Here is a 22,449-nt window from a genome sequence, read left to right on the forward strand (position 1 = left end):
TATCGCCATTGAAGCGAAACTTTAAACCTCCTTTCCCTCCATGTCCCCATAGCTTTATAGAGTATTTCTGTTTCACAATCGGAAACATTTAAAACTCCTCCCCTGTGTTTTGTAACGCAAAATATAGGGGAGGTGGCACGTAGTGACGGAAGGGTTGAAAACGACATCTCATCAGTCTGTTTATACCCCTTCTCCCCTGCCGTGTCCCGTAGCATTACGGGGTATTGCGTTAGAAATATAGGGGAGACACCTCAGGAACAGCCGTTTCTGAGGTGAGGGGTTAGATGCATAAAAATCCCCTCCGATTTCCTACTGAACCTAAATAAAACAAGGCCGGAGTATCTAATAAACACTCCGGCCTTGTTACACCTCAATAATATCTCCTCTCACTTCTCTCCGATATAAATCGTGCAAGCGCCGAAAGTAAGCCGACGACAATAGCAATGGCCGAAACCCGCACGACGGAAAATAGCGAGCATATCCTCACCTTGTGGAACGGCCGCTACCGAACGGGGCAGATAGCTGTAAGCCCGGCGGTCTTTCGACACCAACCGACCCACGAAAGGAATAAACGTATAGGTATAGAACTTATAAAGCTGGCGAAACGGGAATCTTTCGGGAGTGGACAACTCGATCACACACAGTGCGCCGCCGGGACTCAACACCCGGTACATCTCCCGAAAACCATCTTCGAGATGTTCAAAATTACGCACCCCGTAGGCGACCGTCACCACATCGAAACTGTTGTCGTCGAATGTCATCGACAAGCAATCCTGCACCTCGAAAAGAATCCGCTCTTGTGCATTTCGCTCGGTCACTTTCTCACGAGCTATGCGCAACATGCCTTCCGACAAATCGATACCCACGACACAGTCTGGATGCAGACGCTCGTCCAGTAGCAACGCCAAATCACCCGTACCCGTAGCCACATCGAGAATACGACGGTGAGAATAGCGACGCAACATTTTCACGGCCACCCAACGCCACCACCGGTCTATACCCAGTGTCATTGTCCGGTTCATTGTGTCATAAGCCGGAGCGATAGAATCGAACATCTCCCGCACCTGCGTCGTCTTGTCCGTCTCCTCGTCATAAGGCTTTATTCCCTCCGCTTTATAATCCATTCGTCACCAATCGATTTTTACCGGTTATTTTTTACGGTTGTTCAAAAAATCGGTCACGTGCTTTTTGATACGGGCGGCAACGTCCTCGCCCTCGGCTTTCACGAACTTTTCGCCCACGATATGCTCATATAGCTCGATATAGCGATCCGACACGCTGTTGCAGTATTCCTCGGTCATTTCGGGAACCTGTTGTCCCTCTTTACCCTGAAATCCATTCTGAATCAACCATTGACGCACGAACTCTTTCGATAACTGACGTTGTTCCTCGCCACGGGCAAGACGATCTTCATAACCTTCGGCATAGAAATAGCGCGAAGAATCGGGCGTGTGAATCTCGTCGATGAGAATGATTTTATCGCCTATTTTGCCAAACTCATACTTCGTATCCACCAAAATAAGCCCCTTTTGAGCAGCCATCTCACAGCCCCGTTGATACAACGCCAACGTATATTTCTCCAACTGTTCATAGTCCTCTTTCGAGACGATACCTCTGGCGATAATCTCCGCCTTCGAAATATCCTCGTCGTGACCCTCATCGGCTTTGGTAGTCGGCGTGATGATAGGATGCGGGAATTTTTCGTTCTCCTTCATGCCCTCGGGCATCGTCTCACCGCAAAGCGTCCGTTTGCCGGCCTTGTACTCGCGCCATGCATGTCCCGTCAAATATCCCCGCACGACCATTTCTACCTTGAATGGTTCGCAACGCAGCCCCACGGTCACCATCGGATCGGGAGTAGCCACCTTCCAGTTCGGGACAATGTCCGACGTAGCATCCAAAAACTTAGCGGCAATCTGGTTCAGCACCTGCCCCTTGTAAGGAATACCCTCTGGAAGAATCACGTCGAATGCCGAAATACGGTCACTGACCACCATCACCAACAGCTCGTCGTCGATATTGTATACATCGCGCACTTTGCCGTGATACACACTCTTCTGTCCGGGAAATTTGAAATCGGTTTTTACCAAAGCATTTTTCATTTCTGTAATACTTTTTCTGTTTATACTATAATCGGTTATTCGTCTTCGATAATGACCTTGCAAAAAACGGTGCAAGCCGAGAGCTGTAACAAATTCATTTAAGAGTGCCGAGGCGCAGCCCATTTTCGCATCTGTGCGCAAAGATACAACATAAAAACGAGATAGTGTACCGATTGCAAGATTAAGATAAATCTATTTCAAACACCCTCTCGACTTTCGTTTTAAACGGATATAAACGGGAACAAACAAGCAGACAATCATCAAGCATTTTCCCGTCAGTTCGACACAACCCTCTAAAATGGTTCGTTCACCGCTAAGTACCCGTTCTATGCTGGGATAAGCGAATATAGCGACTAATGCCAAACAACAAACGGCTAACTTCACTTTATCTATCCAACTCGCCTTTCCGGTTGAATCCTCTACCTCGTCTTCCTCATCGTCTTTATCGGGAGCTACGGCAGCCCAAACCCCTATCGCATAACCCACCACGCATAACAGTCCGGAGAGCAAAGCCTTGTTAGATGACTTCTCGACAGGCAGATTCCCCCAGTAACAAATAAGGAATATAACAGCGAATCCTGCCAAGAATGAAGGAAATACCCCCATCCACAAACGAGAATAAACAAAAGCCTGCACTCGGTTACGACCCGGCTCGTCACTCTCTCCCAGCCATTTTCTCCACAGGTTACCGCCCATTACTCTTCTCCTTTTTTCTCGGCTTGTTCATACTTTTTAGACATGGAAGCCTTGCGTACTTTCTCGTCGTGTTTTTCATAAGCCTCGACGATACGCTGTACTAATTTATGTCGCACGATATCTTTCTTGTTGAATTCCACTCGGGCTATACCCTCTACATTTTTCAAAATCCCTATCGCCTGTATCAACCCCGAAGTCTGCGACGCAGGCAAATCGATCTGCGTCATATCGCCGGTAACGATCATTTTCGCATTCATACCCAATCGGGTAAGAAACATTTTTATCTGGTGTGTGGTCGTGTTCTGCGCCTCATCGAGAATAATCACCGCATCGCTCAACGTACGCCCCCTCATAAATGCCAACGGAGCGATTTGTATCACGTTCGTCTCCATGTACTCTTTCAGCTTCACTGCCGGAATCATATCCTGCAAAGCATCGTACAACGGTTGCAGATAAGGATCTATTTTATCCTTCATATCCCCCGGCAGAAAGCCCAATTTTTCTCCTGCCTCCACAGCCGGACGGCTCAGGATAATCTTCTTCACCTCTTTGTTTTTCAACGCTTTCACCGCAAGGGCTATCGCCACATAAGTCTTGCCCGACCCCGCCGGACCGAGCGCAAAAGTCAAGTCGTTTTTGGCGAAAGCCTCCACCAGTTTCTTTTGGTTTGGCGTACGCCCCGTAATCGGTTTACCGTTCACTCCGTAAATAATGAGGTTCTCCTGCGGTTTTATCGCTTGCGGTTCATCGCCCTTGATAATATCGATGATTACCTCCTCGCTCAACTGGTTATATTCGGCGCAATGTTTTTCAAGCAACTTGATTTTCTCCTCGAAAACCTCGGTCTCCTTCTCATCGCCGATCACCTTCATCACATTCCCACGGGCGGCAATACGCACTTTCGGGAACAAATTCTTAATCAACTGTACATTCGCATTATTCACGCCGTAAAACGCTACCGGATCGACAGCATCCAATATGATTACTCTTTCTATCATTCGATTGTTTTATGTTGTGTCAAAGATAGTGCAAACCGAGAGCAGAAACAAATTTTAGCGACAAAACACTCTAACCTTCTCCCCTGCCGTGTCCCGTAGCATTACGGGGTGTTACAACGCAAAATATAGGGAAGAAACCGAAAAAACGATAGTTTCCTTCGGAGAGGGGTTAAAAAGCAACTGAATAGATTTGAGAAAACTCAACCCCTCCGTCACTTCGTGACACCTCCCCTATCGCACATTCGTGCGCAGAGGAGGAGTACAACACATTTCTTAGCTTTTGTTACAATCCGACGAGCTTTCTACGCAACAAGACAACATTCTACCTTCTCCCCTGCCGTGTCCCGTAGCATTACGGGGTGTTACAACGCAAAATATAGGGGAGAAACCGAGGAGCGGTAGCAACGAGGAGAGGGGTTAAAAAAGATAGCACATAGGATTTTTGTTTGTAGAATTTACCCCCTCACCCTACGGACACTCCCCTATTTCATCTGCGATAAGCAGAGAGAAAAGACGATACCCAATTTTGTTGCGACGGCTGTTGGTATTATTCCTTCTCCCCTGTGTTTTGCAACGCAAAATATAGGGGAGAAACAGAGGAGCGGTAGCGACGATGAGAGGGGTTAAAGGGGAGAAACCGAAGAAACAATAGTTTCTGACGACAGGAGTTAGACACATAAAAAATCCCCTCTGATTTCGACTGCCCCCAAACATAGCGACATTCAGCACATCAGCCTCGTTTATATAAATAGCGACTATCCCTTTCCTTACCCGTATGAATAAGTAAGATTATCCGGTCTCAAAACAACGAAGAATAATTCATAGACAGCTTTTCCAAGAAACTTTCGGTCAAGCGCGACACGGCATAGTCCCCCAATCGTTCCACCGGAATCTTCATATACCCGGTCATATCGGGAGCAAACTCCGTCTCCACCATGTAAAAACGGGCATGAATGATACGATGCGACAACACATGCTTACAACTATACACCTGAGACGAAACACCCACTTGTCCGGCGCCATGAAACAACTCTGCCCAAATACCGCTACGCTGCAAGTCATCGAGCCCCTGTTCTTCATCGGTCTCGATAAGCGGAAGCTCATACAAATTACGCCAAATATCACGCCCCTCTCGCCGACGAATCCAAGTATCTCCGCCCTGTCTCACATAAAAATAATTGAAATAACGAGGTTTTACCACCGTCTTACCCTGTTTCACTGGTAACTCGTCTACTCGATGAGTCGCCAAAGCCATACAACGGTCGGCAAAAATACACCTTCCGCACTGAGGTGAGCGAGGCACACAATACAGTGCACCGAACTCCATCAACGCCTGATTATACCCGCCCGGGTCTTTCCGGTCGAGCAACTCGTCGGCAAGAGCGGCAAACAACTTTCGTCCCTCGGTCGTGTCGATAGGCGTATCGATACCATAAATTCGGGAAAGAACCCGATACACATTACCGTCCACCACGGCATGAGGCAACCCGTAAGCGAACGAAGCTACCGCTGCCGCCGTATAATCCCCTATTCCCTGCAAAGAACGTATACCTTCGTAAGTCGTCGGGAACTCCCCGCCGAATCGTTCCACCACCTGACGGACAGCAGTCAACAAATTACGAGCCCGGCTATAATAGCCCAATCCTTGCCACAGTTTCATCACCTCGTCGTCATCGGCGGCAGCCAAAGACCGCACATCGGGAAATCGGGATATGAATCTATTGTAATATTCGAAGCCCTGCGCCACCCGTGTCTGCTGCAAAATAATCTCCGAAATCCAAATACGATACGCATCGGTAATACCCCTCCACGGCAACACCCGGTGATTCTCGGCGTACCACGCATGCAAGCTGGCAGCCAACGGCGCGACCTGTTCTTCTTGTTCTGTTCCTTTTTTCATAATTCCGAGACAAAAATAGTGAAAGGCGAGAGCAGAAACAAATTTATTTGGTGATACCGGAACGCTACCTATTTTTAGACAGACTTGTCAAACAAACACAAGGCAGGCATAGAATAAATTTTATCGTAAAAAGCTCAAAAAACTCATTCCCGATTGAGAATATCGATAGAATAAGAAATGCCGATTCGTAGCTGAGTATAAGGATAATCGGACAAACCATGTTGCAACATCGCACCGATCTCCCAATTGGATATGGCATACGAAAGTTTTGTTTTCAAAGACATAGGGCAATCATGAGCCAAATGTCCATATTTTTTAGAATTCGATTCCCAACCACTATATCCGCCCAAAGTCTCGCTTATACTGAAATTTCCCAATCGTAACCCAACTAAAACTCCATACTGAACCGCATCATTTTGCCTGCCGTTGTCCGTTTGCCAACATAAGAATCCGCCACCGGAAAAAATCTGTATCACGGCGCTCGCAATCTGGAACGTTTTACCAAAATAGGTATCAAAAAAATAACCGGGACAATCATAATAACGGTCGATTTCGCAACCTCCTCCCGAAGCGGTTTTGAGGGCAGCTCTTAAAGTCCACGATGGCACTATTCTTCGTTCTTCGAAGAGCTGCATGTCTATACTGAGGTATACATCTCCCGACATTTTACCTTTGTTTTTTGTATCATCGTACCATTCAATCACAGGCCACCAAAGCGAAAGATTGGCTCGATGCGTCCATAAGGGGATATGGGTTTTCAGAAAAATATCCGTTGTATAATTCTTGCCACAATAGTAATCTCCTGCCAATTCAATTTTAAGTTTATCACTGGTTTTTGTCAGTACATCAGGAATCGGGAAAGCATTGGGACCAAAATAATAGGGCGAAACAAAAGTGGGCCTCGACCTCGACTCGGTAAACCCACGGGCATAAACATTCGCAACCGGCGACAACAATCCAATGCTCCAAATTAACGTTATCGAAATATAGGTTTTCGTGCGGTAATACTCTCCTCGTTTTCCCCGCACGAAAAAACGCCCCGATACCCATTTGAAAATTGTGTACAATGGGGAGGCATGCTTAATGATAAAATCCATTGGCATTCAAATTCTATGCGAATGCCAATGTTCATAATACAACAAATTCAACGGATACAAAGCATGGACGAAACTGCCCAGAATGCACCCGTCGGAATTGGTGTTATGAACGGCAAGTCACGCCCATGCAAAGCAGGACGCTTACAACTTGTTCCCGTTCATATCAAATGAAGTTTCCGACGTTTCATTCTGTATGGAACAAATAGCAAACGCTATTAATATTGTAGGCCATCTCTATGGCTCTATGTCTTTTAGGTCACAAAGTCAATTATTTTATCCTCGATAATCAATACTTTCCTTTCGATTGTACGATGAGGCCCGGCTTTTTCATCTGCAAATATCCCTTATAACTCGTTTTATAATGGGAAACCGTGTAACAGAAATAATAAAACGCTGCAATACGCCACTCTTTTCCCAATTTATAACTACTTTTGTAGACACATAATACAAGTTTCGCATGAATACCGACAAACAGCGCATATATAACGGCGATTGGAAAACATTGCATCCTTACTCCGGATCAGCACCCACCGACCTTTACTACATCACATTGGCCAATAAAGTTCTGGCTGCCATTCGAGCCGTCGAAACCTCTCTCGACGAAAGCGATTATCGCAAAATAGACGAGACCGAGCAAAAAGAGCTTGCTTGCATCCTCACGGCCTATTTCGAGGATATTATTTCACAAACCGGTATTTTTCAAGCCTTCACTCGCATTCACGGTAAACGCTTCGGAAAACCGCTCCCGTTTTACACACTCGACGAAGACTATACGCCCGGCGAAATCAACATCGAAGAAGTACAATTCCTCGTGTGGCATTACCACATGCAACTCAACAACCTCGACATACCCTATTCACCCACACTCGATACATTCGCCGCGATAGCCTCCGACGTGATGGAAATATTCGAGACCGAATACGAATCGGCTCCCGAAAACGAAAAGCTACTCCAATACTTCCGAATCGACGAAAAAGAATCTCATAACCTTTACGCATTGCACGCCCGTTTCCTTTGGCTTTGTACCCAGTCCTATCTATTCTTCAACAACGGTTTCTTATTGGAAGACCAAGCCGAGTCCCTTGCCGAAGAAGCCAAAGAAGCCGGTATGGACGAGCAAATACCCGATATGGTAAACCTGCTTTGTAACGACTTCGGATTCAACCACGTAACCGAATTTATGCGGCTCACACCACCCCGCTGGCTCGCCGAAGTATTGGGAGAGGATTCCCCTTTGTATGCCTCCCTGTCGAGTATGGGACACAAATACACCGGCTATTTCCGTTACGAAAACGCCGATGAGACAATCACCCGATTCCGCCACATAGCGACCGACCGGATTATCGAAGCGACCAACCGCTCGCTGGTAGGGCTGCCCCGCAATATGAAAGACCCGTCTCTCATTTTACGTACCGGATTCATTCAATGGAACGGCGAATCGTGGCTTTCCGGACAGATCAGCAGTTACGAAGATAGCGAAGACCTCATCGGACAAATCACCGGCGACGATGACGAATACAATCTTTTCGAACCCGAAGAAGAGTTACCCGAAGAGGAACAACGAATTATCCTCACCGATATATTGGCAACGACCGAAGGAGAAGACGGACAAACCCTCGATGCTTCCGATACCGCTTGGCAGGCACTGTTAAGCGACGAAATCGGTAAAGACTTTTTTATTTCCCAAGTTAAAGCCGGAGAAATTACCGGATTACAATTCTATAACGCCCCCGGTCACTTGTTACTCGACAATATAGATTTTGTTACCGAATATGTAAAACGATAAATTTTAAAAATTACACCCATGAAAAAAAACATTTCTTTACTGCTCACTTTATTCCTATGTGTCGCTACTCTTTCGGCTCAACAAGTCGACACGATAACTATACATAGCAAAATGGGGCACGACCTCAAAAACGTAATTATCCTCCCCGAAAGCTACACCCATAGCGACACCCGTTACCCGGTAGTGTACCTCCTACACGGATGCGGAGACAATTATTCGGCTTGGCTGAAAATAAAACCCGAGTTGCCGCAAATCGCCTCCCTCTACAACTTCATCATCGTTTGCCCCGATGGGAAAATTAACAGTTGGTACTGGAACAGCCCCCGCAATAAAGACATGCAATTCGAAGACTATATATCAGACGAAGTGATTCGATACGTCGACTCCCACTTCCGTACCATACCCGATCGCAAGGCAAGAGCCATTTCCGGGCTCAGTATGGGAGGTCATGGAGCCATGTGGAATGCAATCCGTCACCGCAACGTTTTCGGAGCCGTAGGCAGCACCAGCGGAGGTCTCGATATCCGCCCTTTCCCTACGAACTGGAAAATGAAAGACCAGTTGGGAGAATTCGTAGCCAATAAAAAACGCTGGGACGAACACACCGTTATTAACCTGATCCCCTCTCTAAACGACGGAGATCTCGCCATTATCATCGACTGCGGAGTAGACGATTTCTTTCTCGAAGTCAACCGAAGAACACATCAGGCATTACTCACCCGTAATATAAAACACGATTATATCGAACGTCCCGGAGGACACAACCATGCCTATTGGAACAATTCCATAGATTATCAGCTGCTCTTCTTTCATAAATACTTTTCTCGTTCCCAAGAAAATAAGAGCAAAACAAACTAGTTAACAAAATCAATTGATTTCACTCAAATTATGTTAAATCATCAACCTTTTTAAGGCCTTGATTTGGAAAATAAGAATTACAGTTATACATTTGTACTATGTTTTTTCATAGTATTAGATTTAAGGTTTACAAATTGGCTGTCGGGAGACAGCCTTTTTTATTTCAAATAAGAAGCTGTTTTAAAATTATTCCGAGACAGATTGAGACCTATGTTGAAGCAGATTGGAGTCCGAGATATGCAGTCAATAGCGGGCTATTGACAAAAATCAAGGGATTCAAGATGCAAGACAGGGGTTCAATATGGCCGGAACATACCTGCTTGAAATGATAATATTATTTCTCAATAAATTTAAAACAGCTTCTAAATAGTTTCGAAACCGACCAATAAACAAAAGTTGGCCTAGTATAGAGAAAGCACCGAAGAAACCTGTTTCTGAGGAGAGGGGTTAAAAAAGATCCCATAGTTTTTTGATTGTCTTGATTGAGCCTGAACAATTTACTCTCCCTTAACAGATTCTTCAAGGCAACTATCTATGTCCTAAGACATTTTTCCGATATTGCGAAGGAGTACAACCGTATTTTTTTTGAAAAGAACGACGAAATGTAGAAACAGAATTAAACCCACTGCTAATCGCCACATCTTCGATACAGCCCTCGAAACCGGAGTCATCGAGAATCTCTTTCGCCTTTTCCAACCGGAACGAGTTGATATAATCGTAGAAAGTGATACCCAATTCGTTATTCAGACAATTAGATAAATAACTTCGGTTTGTTCCCATCTCGACCGCCAAGTCCGACAACGACAATTTGGGGTTCAGATAGAGTTCCTTCTCTCGGATATACTCTTCGAGCTTGCCTCCCATCTGCGAAACGAAATTACGGGATACACCCGTTTCCTCCGACTCCATATCTTGCGCCTGAGGAATCCATTCTTGACGCAAACTATAATACAAAACAACCGCCCACAATACAGTAGATGAAATATAATAAAACATATCGCCCAAATGGCTGACATTCGTACAAACATACAACCAAGACAACAGACACACGGCCAAAATAGCCATACTGTTCATCAGCCACTGCACATTAATACGCTCGGTATAAGAATAGTTATCACGCATATACCGGTTATACCTCCTCACCCTCACGACTATAAACAAGACTACCAATGCACAAACTACCGCCGTATAAACGACACTCGACATATAAACCTCGAATAAACCGGTCATGATATAAACGACGGTAAATAAAACCAATGGTAATTCAAACAAAAGGACTCGACGGAGAGTGGCGAACCCGGGGGACAATATCTCCAACAAGAAAAGCGCACAAAGAGGAACCGCCCACATATCTATCGATAAAAGAATAGTAGAATAATATGGAGAATCGCCGATAGTATCTATATACAATAACAAGTCTTTCAAGTCTTGGACTCCCCACAGGCAAAAAAGACACCCCAAAATAAAAAGAGGCCGATTCGTAACCCGAAAGAAAACCAATTTGATTCCGAAATATAGAAAAAAAGCCGTTGACAGACCATGTACGAAATTCGAGAGACTCTCTATAAACAATGTATCTAAAATCATTCCCCTTTTTACTCGTAAAAACTACAATTCCCTTTTATTCTACAACAAATGCAAATATAGCGAAAGGTGAGTGCAAAGGCAAACCGAAATCTTATTTCCGATTTGACTATGCCGAACCACATCCTATATTCTACAAATATAGCGAAAGGTGAGCGCAAAGGCAAACCGAAATCTCATTTCCGACTTGGCTATGCCGAGCTGCATCTTATATTGGCGGCGAATGCCGCAAATATAGAGAAAAGCTCATGGAGAAAAAAATCGTCCGTTTCATTTTTCAGTTTCAATACGAATTCTATTATATTATTATGTTACAGAAAGAAACTTTGGGAAGCTATACTTTATCCGACACAATTAACCGCATTCGACACGATAATTGCTAACCAATATTCTTATCCCATCGCCTTTACCCCCGGATACGAACATACAAAGTGGACCGACAAGAAAAGTAAACCCGCTCGCTTTGTCTTTCTCCCACCTTATATTATCTTTGCCGAGACTGCAAGAAAAATGGAAAAACAGAATCAATATGCGAATTATTAGCGGTAAATACGGACGCAGACGCTTCGACGTCCCTACGAATATAAAAGCTCGACCGACGACCGATTTCGCGCGGGAGAACATTTTCAACGTACTCGAAAACCTGATCGATTTCAAGGGCATTGAAGCCCTTGATTTATTCGCCGGAACAGGAGCCATCAGTTTCGAATTATTATCGCGCGAATGCAGCCGGGTGGTATGCGTGGAAATCTATCCGACACAATACAATTTTATCCGCAAAGTCCAACAACAACTCAACGACCCGAATCTGACTCCCATCAAGGGAGATGTGTTCAAGTTCGTACAAAGCTGCCGGCAACAGTTCGACCTCATTTTTGCCGATCCGCCTTACGATCTGCCCCGGTTGGAAACCCTGCCGCAGGAAGTGCTATCGAGGGGACTTTTGAAACCGGGTGGAATCTTCGTTCTCGAACATTCCAAAAACAATGATTTTTCCACTCACCCCCTATTCGACCAGCACCGTAGTTACGGGAGCGTAAACTTTTCGCTCTTCCGCGCGCCGATATAACACAATAAGAAAGGAGCCGCGACCGAGCATTCGGTCACGGCTCCTTTCTTATACACGACAAATACCTTAACGAACGATCACCTTGATCGCTTTCCCGTTTACCTTAACTACATATACGCCTCTGTTTACCGAAATGACCGTGACATCGGAACAAACATCGTTATGCAATACGATACCGGACATATCGGATACCGTGGCTCGCTTGCCCTCCGCACCACGAATGACAATAGCACCATTCTCCTCGTATACGCGAATATTATCCATCGAATTATCTGCTATGCCCGAAGTCCCCACCGTACACGGAACCGACAATATAGATTCACCCATGTTGTAAACCACCGATACGGCATAAACATTATCGCCGTCGGCCGGAGCGTTATCGGTAAACTCGGTCGCTGCCGTATTATCCAACAGCTCCCCGTTACGATACACATTGTAACTCTCCACAGCCAACCTTTCGGGAAGAACCGGTTGAGGTTTATAAACCACATTGTCGATACCCAATAAGAATGCATTCGCCGATACACAACGTATGGCAAAATAAGTGGCATTCGCAGGCAAGTCGTAAGTATAAGTAGCCCACATATCTGCCGGCACAGGACTTACCTTAGCCAAATTGTTCGTAAAATCTTCGACAGCATTGCCCGTTGTCGAATAATATACTTCTATCGATTCCGTAAAGCTCGAATCATAAGCCTTCGCTTGGAACGATACGGTCTGTCCGCCATCGGCAAGACGAGGAGAGATAAGCCAGTCGTCGTTGTGACCGAGATCGGTCGTCTGAGGATCGGAAGACCAGCATACCGCCAACTGGGAACCATGAGAACTATCCATCATGAATCGTTCATCGACACCCAATCCAGCTATATGCTCGGAATTCATATCGAAAATCATGAACGCCTGCGGTTGTCCGGCATTAGGCCAAGATTGAGATTCTCCGAATACATAAGTATTCCCCCCATCGACATCGGCTACCGTCCAAGCCCCGAAACCATCGATGGTAAACGGGTCATAATCCTCGAACCCATCGGTCACAACCTCGGCTACCGGTTTGGAGAGCGACGGAGCCGACCACGCAAGTTTAACAGCCGCCCCCTCACGGTTACCGGTCAATCCGGTCGCTACGGGATAGGAAGAACCATTCACTTTGGTTACGACCGCGGTTTTCGTACGGTTATCGTCTTGTTCCTCATCTGAATCATAACCCACGACACCATAAACCGTCAATTCCGAGCCCGCCATTCCGATAGGAGGCGTATAGGATATTTCCACATTCACAGAACTCTGAGCAGCCAGTGACTCTACTGTTTTCGTCGCCAATACGTTAAACTCCTCATCGGTCAAATAAACCGTAAATTGCGAGGCATCCCGCACGCCTTCATTCAAAACCGACACAACATATTTAGCCTCCTCCTTGAAATTGACTTTCTCGGGTCCGGCAATACCTGTCGCTTGAAGATTATTATCTAAATAACCGCAAATTTCGATATGATCCGCATAGGCAAAATTGAATCCTTTGAGACACTCTCCCACTAAGGCTACCCGCAAATTTTTGGATTTGTACGACGCGAGGTCTATATTCACACGAGTCCACTCTTCGGCGACCTCGATAGTATCCACATCGTGCCAATCGGCATAATCGTCCGAAATTTGGAAACGAACTCTCACACCCCCGGTCGGCATCAATATCCAAGCGTTGAGACGGGGATTATCGACTGCCGAAATATCGATTTTCGGACTGTAAATACGGGTAGAAGCACCGGCGGCATATCCCTGGAAGTCGGCACTTCCTCCATCGTTATCCTGTGATTGGTCTGCTCGTGGAGTCCAATCGGAATCATAACTCTTTCCGGCAAGGAGTTCGGTTGTCCACGGGCCATTGGTAATTGTCGCATCGGCAAACGACTCGGTATAAGGAGCCGGATATGAAGGTCCCACTAACCGCGAGTTGGATTGCGCAGGCTCCGATTCTCCTTTCTGATTCTTTGCGGTCACCGAGAAATAAGACAAAACCTGCGGCATCTCGCTATTCAACGAAGTAAGCTCGTAGCGGTCGCCCGTCACATCGTCGGCAACCACTTTCGAATCGGCATCATATACAGTATAAACCACTTCCTCGGGATTTACATATCCGCCGTTTTCCCCCGTCTCGGAAACCCTATCCCAAGAAAGCAAGCCCGAACCGTTCCCTTCATCGGTAAAAGTTACCGATTGAGGCGCCAACGGAACATCTATGCCAACCAATACGGTATCGGTCGTAACAGCCCCTTCTCCAAACGAGTTGCGTGCGACCACACTATAAACATTCAAACCGGAAACAACCCCATTATCCACAAATTGAAGCGAAGTCCCTTTTGCCGGGGATTCAAACGTCTTGACCAAAGTCTCTCCACGTTTCACATCGACGGCTGTCAACTCGGTCAAATCTCCGCCCACAAGATTCTTTGTCGGGGCTGTAAGCCCGATGGTAACAGACAATGCGCCCTTTGCTCCGGGGATAAGCGTGAGATTCTCTACTTCTCCCGGAACATGAATAGACATGGGCTCTCCCACCTTAATATTATCGACAGTCAGATTTCCCTTATTGGCATCGCTTACCGCATGGAATCCGATGTAATATGTACCATCGGCATCAGGCATGATCGAGAAAGTCTCGGTCTTGGGCGACGTTCTCGTATTGGTATAAGTGCGCTCTTCCATAATGACGGTATTCATCGCCTCGACCGTGGCAGCCGTTCCCATCTTGATTTCCATCTTTTCCTCGGAACGAGCGCTCAACACATACGTATCGAACGAAAATTCATACATATAGCCTTTCTTCAATTTCAAAGGAGGTGTGATCAACCAATCGTCCGCATTATTCTTCATGTGATAGGCATACCGAACCGTACCATTCGAATAAGTCCACGTTTTATTATCGTTATTCACATCGACCACAGTGAACAATCCCAAAGAATTTTTCTCAGTAAAATCCTGTGAATAAGGAGGTAGTAACGCATCTCCCACACTCACCGAATTGGAAGATGCAGGCTCGCCTTCGATACCATCGTTATAAGAAGTTACCACATAGTAGTAAAGAGCCAACTCTTCGGTCGTGAATGTGTCGGAGAAAACACTGTCGGCATGATTTGTGGTGACTTGAACATTATCGGGCATACGCACGATCTTATAACGTAAATCGTCCGCATTCATATATCCCCCGTTTTTCGTACCCGTAGGAGAATTCCATGAAACCGTATTTACATCGCCGGTCCGAACCACTTTCAAATTGTTCACCGCCAAAGGACTGTCCTTGCCGATATAAACGGTCATATCGCTTTTAGGACTATCGCCCACCGAATTGGACAAAACGACCTCCAATTTATAAATGGCCGATGACGGAACGGTCACAAGACATGAAACCTTCGTCCCGGCAGCCGCGACACTTGTAGCCAACACATCGCCATTACCCAAAACTTTATATGTCACATCACCGTTCAAAACATTTCCATCGTATGTCTCGGACGGTATATCGAAAGATACAGTACCGGAAAGGGAACCGTTCTCGAAAGAGACCGACATATTCTCTGGTCCCGAAGGAGCTCCATCAAGAGCTTCGGGGTCGGGAATATAAGCCCCCACGACTTGATCTCCATAAGGTAACGCTCCGACCAAAGCGGCTTCTCCTGTTGTCAAATCGACCGTATAAAGATTCGCAGCCTCGTCTTCTTCATTGGCAAACCAATAAAACGTATTGTCAGAAGTGTTGATTACAGCCGACTGAGTATATTTTGGAGACACTTGTGTATCTCCTATCTCCCGGAGTGTACCCGTTGTTTTATTGATTTCATACAAGATACCGCCATTGTTCCCCTCGGTAGCCGTACTGGCCGAAATACCGTAAAGTTTTCCGTTAGAGTCACAAGCCATTACCTGCATCGGTTTCGACAAAAGGGCTATACTGTCTTTGGACATACCTTCGAGATTCCATGTAGAAAGTACATAGCACAACTCCTTTGTCTTCTCGTTATAACCGTAAGAGCAGCAATAGACCTTGCCGGTAACCGGGTCTTTGGCACAACTCACTGCCGCATTCCGATAAACAGGCCCCAACGAATAACCCATACTTTTTTTATCGAGCTCTGCCCCGGTCACAGCATCATAAACAGCATAACGACTCGACGACACATATCCATAATCTATGGCATAATCATAAACGTATAATTTTCCATCGGAATAAATCGCTCCGCCGCTCGCAGACAAGCGAGGAATAAGAGTCACTTCTTTCCGGGTTACCGGAGCTTGGGCCGAAAACGAATAGAGTCCGAAGGTATTGACATCTTTATTCTCATCATAAACGACAGCTCCGTTCAATTTCAGATTCGAAAGAGAAGGAGCCGCATCGATAATTACATCTGATTTTTTACGCATCAAGGGACGGACTTGTTGAAAACCTCTTTCAGAAGACATTTGCCGGTTCTGAAAATTCCTCGACTTTTCCAAAAATTGCCGGACAAGCACAGGATCATTCTTAACATTTCGGGCTTCATCTGGAAGGGTTCTCGATGTTGTCTGTGCAAAAGCGGCAGACAATACCCCTCCCGACAAAATGGCAAGAGTAAACAATAATTTTTTCATATATCTCGTGTTATAATATAATTTTATTGTAAAAATAAAGAAATCATAATTCTCGAACAGACTTTTAATATTTTTTAAATATCTAACAAAACTAAATGTATATATTATTATTTAGTTACATATATTCGGCATATCGCCCAAACTATATACAAATAATAACCCCAAGTGGCAAAAATCTCCACTTGGGGTCAAACGTACTATCCGAATCAAATTCAATTTTACACAACTATAATATCTTTTTCAACACATCGGGAATTTCGACATCGCAACATTCGAGCTCTTTCAGACAACGTTCGCCCTCCTGAGTCAAAGAAAAATACATCTGGCGTTTGTCGTCATCGCCCAATATCCGTTCGATGAGACCTTTCTTTTCTACCGAACGAATCACTTTCGATGTATTGGAATGAGTAAGCCCCAACTGCTTGGCGATATCTCCCGAAGAGAGCCTCGGCTCTTGACGAAGGCAACACAAAAGCATCCCTTCGTTCAGGCAAAGCCCGTATCTCTTCTCAAATCTCGTTTCAAAATCGGTTATCGCTCTATAAAAATCACGAATCTTACAAAATGGTTCCATACTTATCTTCCAATCGATATATAGCTTTCATACCACAGTGGCGGACACATTTCCCGCATTCGATACATTTATCCGAATCGATACGAGGCAAGCCGAAACCGGTCTGGCTGATGGCCTGTTGCGGACAAATCGAAATCAACGGACAACGATGATTCTGCGGACAACGGTTCTTATCTACGACAAGAGGCATAAAATTACTCATTTTTTCAATAATACACCATCGATTGCCTCTTTAAACGAACTTTTGGGCATCGCCCCCATAGCCATTTGAGGCTTATCGTTCATGGGTATAAACAAAAACGAGGGTATACTACGGATATTGAACAATGCCGCTAACTCTTGTTCCTGCTCGGTATTCACCTTATAAACATAAATCTGCCCGTCATACTCCGCAGCCAGCTCTTCCAATACCGGAGCCACCATTTTACACGGTCCACACCAAGAGGCATAGAAATCGATAATCGCCGGTTTATCTCCTAAATATATCCACTCCTCGGGATTTTTTTCATAATCCACTATTTTCTTTAAAAAATCAGCCTTTGTCAATTCGATCGTTTTCATTTTATTTTCTTTTTTACCATTATTTATCGCTTTCGTTTCACAGGCGGCAAGCATAAGCGATAGTATACCCACCGTCAAAAACAACACTCGTTTAATCATATTTCTTTTCTCTTTTGAATGAACTTACAAACAATCCTCCTATCGCTGCTCCCCAAACCGTACTGACAAAAGGAGAAGAGGTAATAGGACACGTACCCGTCGCACAACCTACGAACCGCCAATAAAGATAACCGCCCAAAGCACCTAACAGAATACCTGTGACCGGGAGCCAATAACGTTTCAACAGCATTTTCATTTTTCAAATTTATTATTTAGTTCTTAATTTATTTTCCAATAGAAATATATTCTACAAGAAATATCACAACAAATATATTCTCTATTTTCCATTAAAACAATTTTCCATAGGAAATATATTCAATTATAACGTTTTTTAACCACCAAGTATCTGCCCTATCCTCTCATATTTTATTTAGTTTAGGCGTAGTAAGAACAAGTAGAGGGCTACTTTAAACACCTCCCCTGCCGTACCCCGTAGCATTGCGGGGTGTGACGCAACCATACGAACAGGGGAGAAGTGCACAATGCTATCCTTATACCGAAACTGAAACACCACTTCCAATCCTCTCCCCCTGTGTTTCCGTTAGGGAATATAGGGGGAGTGCCCGCAGGGCGAGGGGGTTGAAACAACGGAAGGGTTAGAAAATACCGGTAGTAGAGGAAACAGAGTTAGGCCTCCTCTCCCCTATGTTTTGCCACACAATATATAGGTGTGGAGTACCCGCAAGGCAAGGGGGTAAACCCTACAATTACAACTCCTAAATACACAATACTCTCCCTTAAAAGCTCTATATATAATTATTGTTAACAACATATATTTTCATAATAAAAAACACAATAAATCAAAAATAAATCAATTATATTTACATCGTTTCTAAACGAAATAACCTCATTGGAATAAACTAAAATTTAATACTTAATCGAAAATATCATGAAAACAAATCGCCTCTTTTTTGTAATAGCAGTATACAGTTTTTCTTTCTGCGTAATGGGACAAATGAAAATCCAAAACGATGGACAAATTTCAATAGGTGGATATGGTTCAAATTCTATGGGCTCCTCTACTTTGAACCTTTTCCCCAAAAACGAAAAAGCCCCTGCCCGTATTTCATTTTATAATTCGGTAAGTAACCCTGTAAATGATGTTTATATCGGACGATATATAACTTCGGAAAATCCATCGTTATTCCATTTATATGGCCGTGAAGGATTCTGCTTTTCAAGTTCCGAGGGAGACGTAGTTCTCTATGACAATGCCAATTATGGTTCGATGATACAATTCTTAAATGTTGATGTTATCGGTTATTTTTATTCACCATCTGACAGTCGTTTCAAAAAAAACATACAACCGCTAAACAACACACTCTCGGGATTACTCCGACTCTCGGGAATCAGTTATCAGTTGAACAAGGAAACTCCTGTCGGAACAAACAACATAAAAATAAACAAAAAAGAAAATGCCCGTACCCATTTCGGATTCTTGGCACAAGAGGTAAAAGAGGTTTATCCAGAATTAGTGCGTACCGATTCAGCAGGATACATGTATGTCGACTATATAGGCATGATTCCACTGATTGTTAACTCCTTAAATGAAATACAGGCAAAAGTCGACTCGCAAGAAACTGTCATCACCGAATTGCAAAAAGATCTGGCAGCCTTGCGGGACGGAACACCCATAGGCGGCGCACTCCGCAAGTCCGAGCGACGCAATACCGCAGTCGAGTCGGAAAGTGCTATTGTTCCCGCCCTCTATCAGAACAATCCCAATCCGTTCAGTGCAACCACCGTCATACGTTTTGCCCTACCCTACGAGACACAACAGGCCGATCTATATATCTACAATCTGCAAGGCGAGCAGATACGCCGCATGGAAATCGCCGACCGAGGTGAAGGAAAAGTAACCTTGCAAGGCTCGGAGCTCTCGGCAGGAATGTACATCTACTCCCTCGTGGCCGATGGGAAAGAGATAGACAGTAAACGTATGATATTGACCAAATAGAGGCAACACTCATGAAACCGATAATATCACGATTGAGGCATACGGTCGTCGCCCTGTTGTTTGCCCTCTCCATCTCGGCAGCCAATGCGCAAATCAGCTATACGGCGACATTCGACCAACACCTTTTGACAACCGACACGGTTAGTGAAAATGGCGACTCTTACCTTCGACTCAGATATCCCGACTTGTGGACACAGTCCGCAGCCGGTACGCCCGAGCTGCCTGTACACTATTTGCGATTTTCCGTTCCTTGCGATGCTACCGATTTCACGGTTTCCGTTACGGGAGAGACCACAACTGCGACTCGGTATACGCTACCGGTTTATCCGACCCAGCCGCCTATTCCCTCCGACAGGAATACAAGCGAGCAACTGTTCGTTTCCCCCGACAGCACGGTATATAGCAACAACCGATATTGGCCGGCTGTTCCGGTACAAGTGGTAGACGAAGGATTTCTCGACGGTGACAACCACATCGTCACCGTTGCTGTATGGCCGATAAGTTACGCTCCGACCGATGGTGAAATCCTCTTTCGTAATTCCGTGACCGTTCGTCTCGATTATTCGGTGAAAAACGCAGGTTCCGAAAACCCATCGCGCCTTCGGGCGATATCCCGCAGAGCAACCGGCAGAAATAACGTTCGATGGGGAAGAGAGGAGGCGAAACGAATAGTCGTCAACCCCGCTCAGATCGATGGGTTCGCCCCTGCGACAGCGACCCGTTCAGCCTCGCCCCGCACGGTTACTACTTTACCCGACTTCGAATATACCGTTGTGACAAATCGGGAATTAGCTCCGGCTTTCGATCGCCTCATCGGGTGGAAACGACAAAAAGGATACTCGGCAGGAGTAGTTTGTATCGAGGATATCTTAGCGTGTCCCGATTTTCAAGGGGGAGATTTGGTCTCTAACATCGACGATGATGCCGGTAAACTGCGAGCCTATCTGAAATATACCTACGACTCCGGCTCTCTCCGCTACGCCTTGTTAGCGGGCGATTATACCGTATTGCCCATTCGATATGGAACGGGAAGACGGAGCATAACAATAAAGGATTCACAAAATCAAGATTCTAGTATTTATGTTGATTGGCCTATTCCTTCTGATTTGTATTTTAGTGATTTTAATGGAAATTGGAATGTCGATGGAGATTCTTTGTATGGGGAATTTGAAAGTAGTGAAATGTATACTATGGATTATGCTCCGGAGATTTTTGTGGGTAGATTGTTATGCACCAATCGGCAGGAGATTGCAAACTATACCGAAAAACTGATACGGTATGAGCGCAACCCCGGCAATGGCGATTACAGTTATCTGCAAAAGGCTTTTTATCATCAATGTGATGAATTACAAGGTATACATGAAGCGGATTCTGTATCTTCTAATTTTAGCCCGATTTTCCCGCAATATACTATTTTTGAAGAAAAACCTTCATATAATACGGAAAATCCTACATTTCCGAGCGGTTCGGAAGTAATAACGGAAATGAATGAGAGATACGGTTTTTTCAGTTGGCATGGACACGGTAATCCCGGCGGTATCGGTACAAAGTCTCATAAAAACCATGAATATCCTTATTGGGGGATTCTTGCAGTACAAGGGGTAACTTGTCATCATGTTTTTGAAGAAAGCAATGGATTAAATAATTTAACGAATCAAGACTATCCGGCCATAGCCTACTCAACAGCCTGCGATGTGACACCATTCGACATATATGAACAATATAATGTAACATATAACATAGGCAGTTCCTTTACGGTAGCCGGCTTATATGGAGGTCCTGCCTTTTTGGGTAATACTCGAAGCGGTTGGATTGGTTCCTCTGTGAGATTAGAAAAAAAATTCGTAGAACAAATAAAAGAAGGTAATAATCAAATAGGTGTAGCGGAGGCTTTTTCAAAAGTAAGTTTTGCGTATAACAAATATTCACGTTGGTGTAGTTTGACCCACAGTTTAATCGGCTGTCCCGAATTCGAGATGTGGACCGATATCCCTTCGGTATATGATGATATCTCGGTTACACGTTCGAACAGTTCGATTACAGTAGCCGGTAATGGACTGAACGGCAGTAAAGTGGCAATAACCTCCGGAATAAACGGATTACCCGAAATAAAAACTGTGACGGGAGCAAGCGTAACCATCAACGAAGTCTCTCCCAACAGTGTAGTGACGGTTTACAAGCACAATGCCATACCATACATTGCCCCGCTATACCTGCAAAACGACACGCTACGTTCTTCACAATATTTACACGTGAACAACGTCCACATCGGCCAAGCGGTAGATACGAACCGGACGGAGGGAGACGTTGTTTTAAAATCGGGAACTCTCACGTTGGAATCCGGTGGAGATGTATGGATAGACGAAGGGGTAATCATAGAGAACGGTGCGACATTGATAATCGAGTGTAAAGGAAATGTAACAATCTCCGGTGGAACAGTGGAGCGCGGTGGCTCGTTGCGAATCGATGCCGGGGGAGAGATAATGATACAAAAAGGCTTCGAAGCAAAAATTGGGGCAAATGTAGAATTTAAATAATATAGGGAGGAACC

The 22,449-nt window shown here is 45.0% G+C and carries 18 protein-coding genes; 6 read left to right on the plus strand and 12 right to left on the minus strand.

Going from position 1 to position 22,449, the window contains the following annotated elements:
* Positions 1–386: 386 nt before the first annotated feature.
* The 6 genes from ubiE to NBH06_RS02690 all read right to left on the minus strand — a co-directional run bounded on the left by ubiE (position 387) and on the right by NBH06_RS02690 (position 6,793).
* Entirely contained in the window at positions 387–1,124 is a 738-nt protein-coding gene (ubiE, locus tag NBH06_RS02665; protein ID WP_250792637.1) for a bifunctional demethylmenaquinone methyltransferase/2-methoxy-6-polyprenyl-1,4-benzoquinol methylase UbiE, read from the minus strand.
* A gap of 24 nt (positions 1,125–1,148) precedes the next feature.
* The gene (locus NBH06_RS02670; protein ID WP_250792639.1) at positions 1,149–2,102 is read right to left on the minus strand and encodes a phosphoribosylaminoimidazolesuccinocarboxamide synthase; all 954 of its coding nucleotides are present in this window, start codon (positions 2,100–2,102) and stop codon (positions 1,149–1,151) included.
* A 192-nt stretch (positions 2,103–2,294) separates the two neighbouring features.
* On the minus strand, positions 2,295–2,798 hold the full coding sequence (locus NBH06_RS02675) for a hypothetical protein (RefSeq protein ID WP_250792641.1): 504 nt from the start codon (positions 2,796–2,798) through the stop codon (positions 2,295–2,297).
* Positions 2,798–3,796, minus strand: coding sequence for a PhoH family protein (locus NBH06_RS02680; protein ID WP_008861207.1), 999 nt, complete (start codon positions 3,794–3,796; stop codon positions 2,798–2,800). The genes NBH06_RS02675 and NBH06_RS02680 overlap by 1 nt, the downstream gene beginning before the upstream one ends.
* Before the next feature lie 799 nt (positions 3,797–4,595).
* On the minus strand, positions 4,596–5,696 hold the full coding sequence (mutY, locus tag NBH06_RS02685; RefSeq protein ID WP_250792643.1) for an A/G-specific adenine glycosylase: 1,101 nt from the start codon (positions 5,694–5,696) through the stop codon (positions 4,596–4,598).
* 143 nt (positions 5,697–5,839) lie between these two features.
* A complete protein-coding gene (locus NBH06_RS02690; protein WP_250792645.1) occupies positions 5,840–6,793 on the minus strand; it encodes a hypothetical protein in 954 nt (317 codons plus the stop codon).
* A gap of 457 nt (positions 6,794–7,250) precedes the next feature.
* Here NBH06_RS02690 and NBH06_RS02695 point away from each other — a divergent pair, with 457 nt between their 5' ends.
* Together NBH06_RS02695 and NBH06_RS02700 are read left to right on the plus strand one after the other, a co-directional pair.
* On the plus strand, positions 7,251–8,579 hold the full coding sequence (locus NBH06_RS02695; RefSeq protein ID WP_250792647.1) for a DUF3843 family protein: 1,329 nt from the start codon (positions 7,251–7,253) through the stop codon (positions 8,577–8,579).
* 18 nt (positions 8,580–8,597) lie between these two features.
* The gene (locus NBH06_RS02700; protein WP_250792649.1) at positions 8,598–9,437 is read left to right on the plus strand and encodes an alpha/beta hydrolase; all 840 of its coding nucleotides are present in this window, start codon (positions 8,598–8,600) and stop codon (positions 9,435–9,437) included.
* A 528-nt stretch (positions 9,438–9,965) separates the two neighbouring features.
* On the opposite strand, the gene NBH06_RS02705 is transcribed toward NBH06_RS02700, so the two are convergent.
* Entirely contained in the window at positions 9,966–11,024 is a 1,059-nt protein-coding gene (locus tag NBH06_RS02705) for a helix-turn-helix domain-containing protein (RefSeq protein ID WP_250792651.1), read from the minus strand.
* A gap of 66 nt (positions 11,025–11,090) precedes the next feature.
* On the opposite strand from NBH06_RS02705, the gene NBH06_RS02710 reads away from it, so the two are divergent.
* Both NBH06_RS02710 and NBH06_RS02715 read left to right on the plus strand, forming a co-directional pair.
* Positions 11,091–11,564: a hypothetical protein gene (locus NBH06_RS02710; RefSeq protein ID WP_250792653.1), complete on the plus strand. Its 474-nt coding sequence runs from the start codon at positions 11,091–11,093 to the stop codon at positions 11,562–11,564.
* Positions 11,551–12,090, plus strand: coding sequence for an RsmD family RNA methyltransferase (locus NBH06_RS02715; RefSeq protein ID WP_155012100.1), 540 nt, complete (start codon positions 11,551–11,553; stop codon positions 12,088–12,090). The genes NBH06_RS02710 and NBH06_RS02715 overlap by 14 nt, the downstream gene beginning before the upstream one ends.
* 66 nt (positions 12,091–12,156) lie before the next feature.
* Here the strand turns inward: NBH06_RS02715 and NBH06_RS02720 are convergent, their stop codons facing one another.
* From NBH06_RS02720 to NBH06_RS02740, 5 genes are all read right to left on the minus strand, one after another.
* Complete coding sequence (locus NBH06_RS02720) at positions 12,157–16,707, minus strand: choice-of-anchor J domain-containing protein (RefSeq protein WP_250792655.1); 4,551 nt, start codon at positions 16,705–16,707, stop codon at positions 12,157–12,159.
* A gap of 226 nt (positions 16,708–16,933) precedes the next feature.
* Positions 16,934–17,281, minus strand: a complete 348-nt coding sequence (locus NBH06_RS02725; protein WP_021892284.1) for a MarR family transcriptional regulator — start codon at positions 17,279–17,281, stop codon at positions 16,934–16,936.
* Positions 17,265–17,483, minus strand: coding sequence for a 4Fe-4S binding protein (locus NBH06_RS02730; protein WP_229033641.1), 219 nt, complete (start codon positions 17,481–17,483; stop codon positions 17,265–17,267). Before NBH06_RS02730 ends, NBH06_RS02725 begins: the two co-directional genes overlap by 17 nt.
* Positions 17,480–17,941, minus strand: coding sequence for a thioredoxin (trxA, locus tag NBH06_RS02735; protein ID WP_046416096.1), 462 nt, complete (start codon positions 17,939–17,941; stop codon positions 17,480–17,482). The genes NBH06_RS02730 and trxA overlap by 4 nt, the downstream gene beginning before the upstream one ends.
* Positions 17,934–18,137 carry a DUF6132 family protein gene (locus tag NBH06_RS02740; RefSeq protein ID WP_250792657.1) on the minus strand — a complete coding sequence of 68 codons (204 nt, stop codon included), beginning with the start codon at positions 18,135–18,137 and terminating at the stop codon, positions 17,934–17,936. The genes trxA and NBH06_RS02740 overlap by 8 nt, the downstream gene beginning before the upstream one ends.
* A 693-nt stretch (positions 18,138–18,830) precedes the next feature.
* Here NBH06_RS02740 and NBH06_RS02745 point away from each other — a divergent pair.
* Both NBH06_RS02745 and NBH06_RS02750 read left to right on the plus strand, forming a co-directional pair.
* Positions 18,831–19,898, plus strand: a complete 1,068-nt coding sequence (locus NBH06_RS02745) for a tail fiber domain-containing protein (RefSeq protein ID WP_008861233.1) — start codon at positions 18,831–18,833, stop codon at positions 19,896–19,898.
* Between the two features lie 11 nt (positions 19,899–19,909).
* On the plus strand, positions 19,910–22,435 hold the full coding sequence (locus NBH06_RS02750; RefSeq protein ID WP_250792658.1) for a C25 family cysteine peptidase: 2,526 nt from the start codon (positions 19,910–19,912) through the stop codon (positions 22,433–22,435).
* The last annotated feature ends 14 nt before the right edge of the window (positions 22,436–22,449 follow it).

Origin of the sequence: Barnesiella sp. B2-R-119 (assembly GCF_023656675.1) — a bacterium.
GTDB classification, from domain to species: domain Bacteria; phylum Bacteroidota; class Bacteroidia; order Bacteroidales; family Barnesiellaceae; genus Barnesiella; species Barnesiella intestinihominis.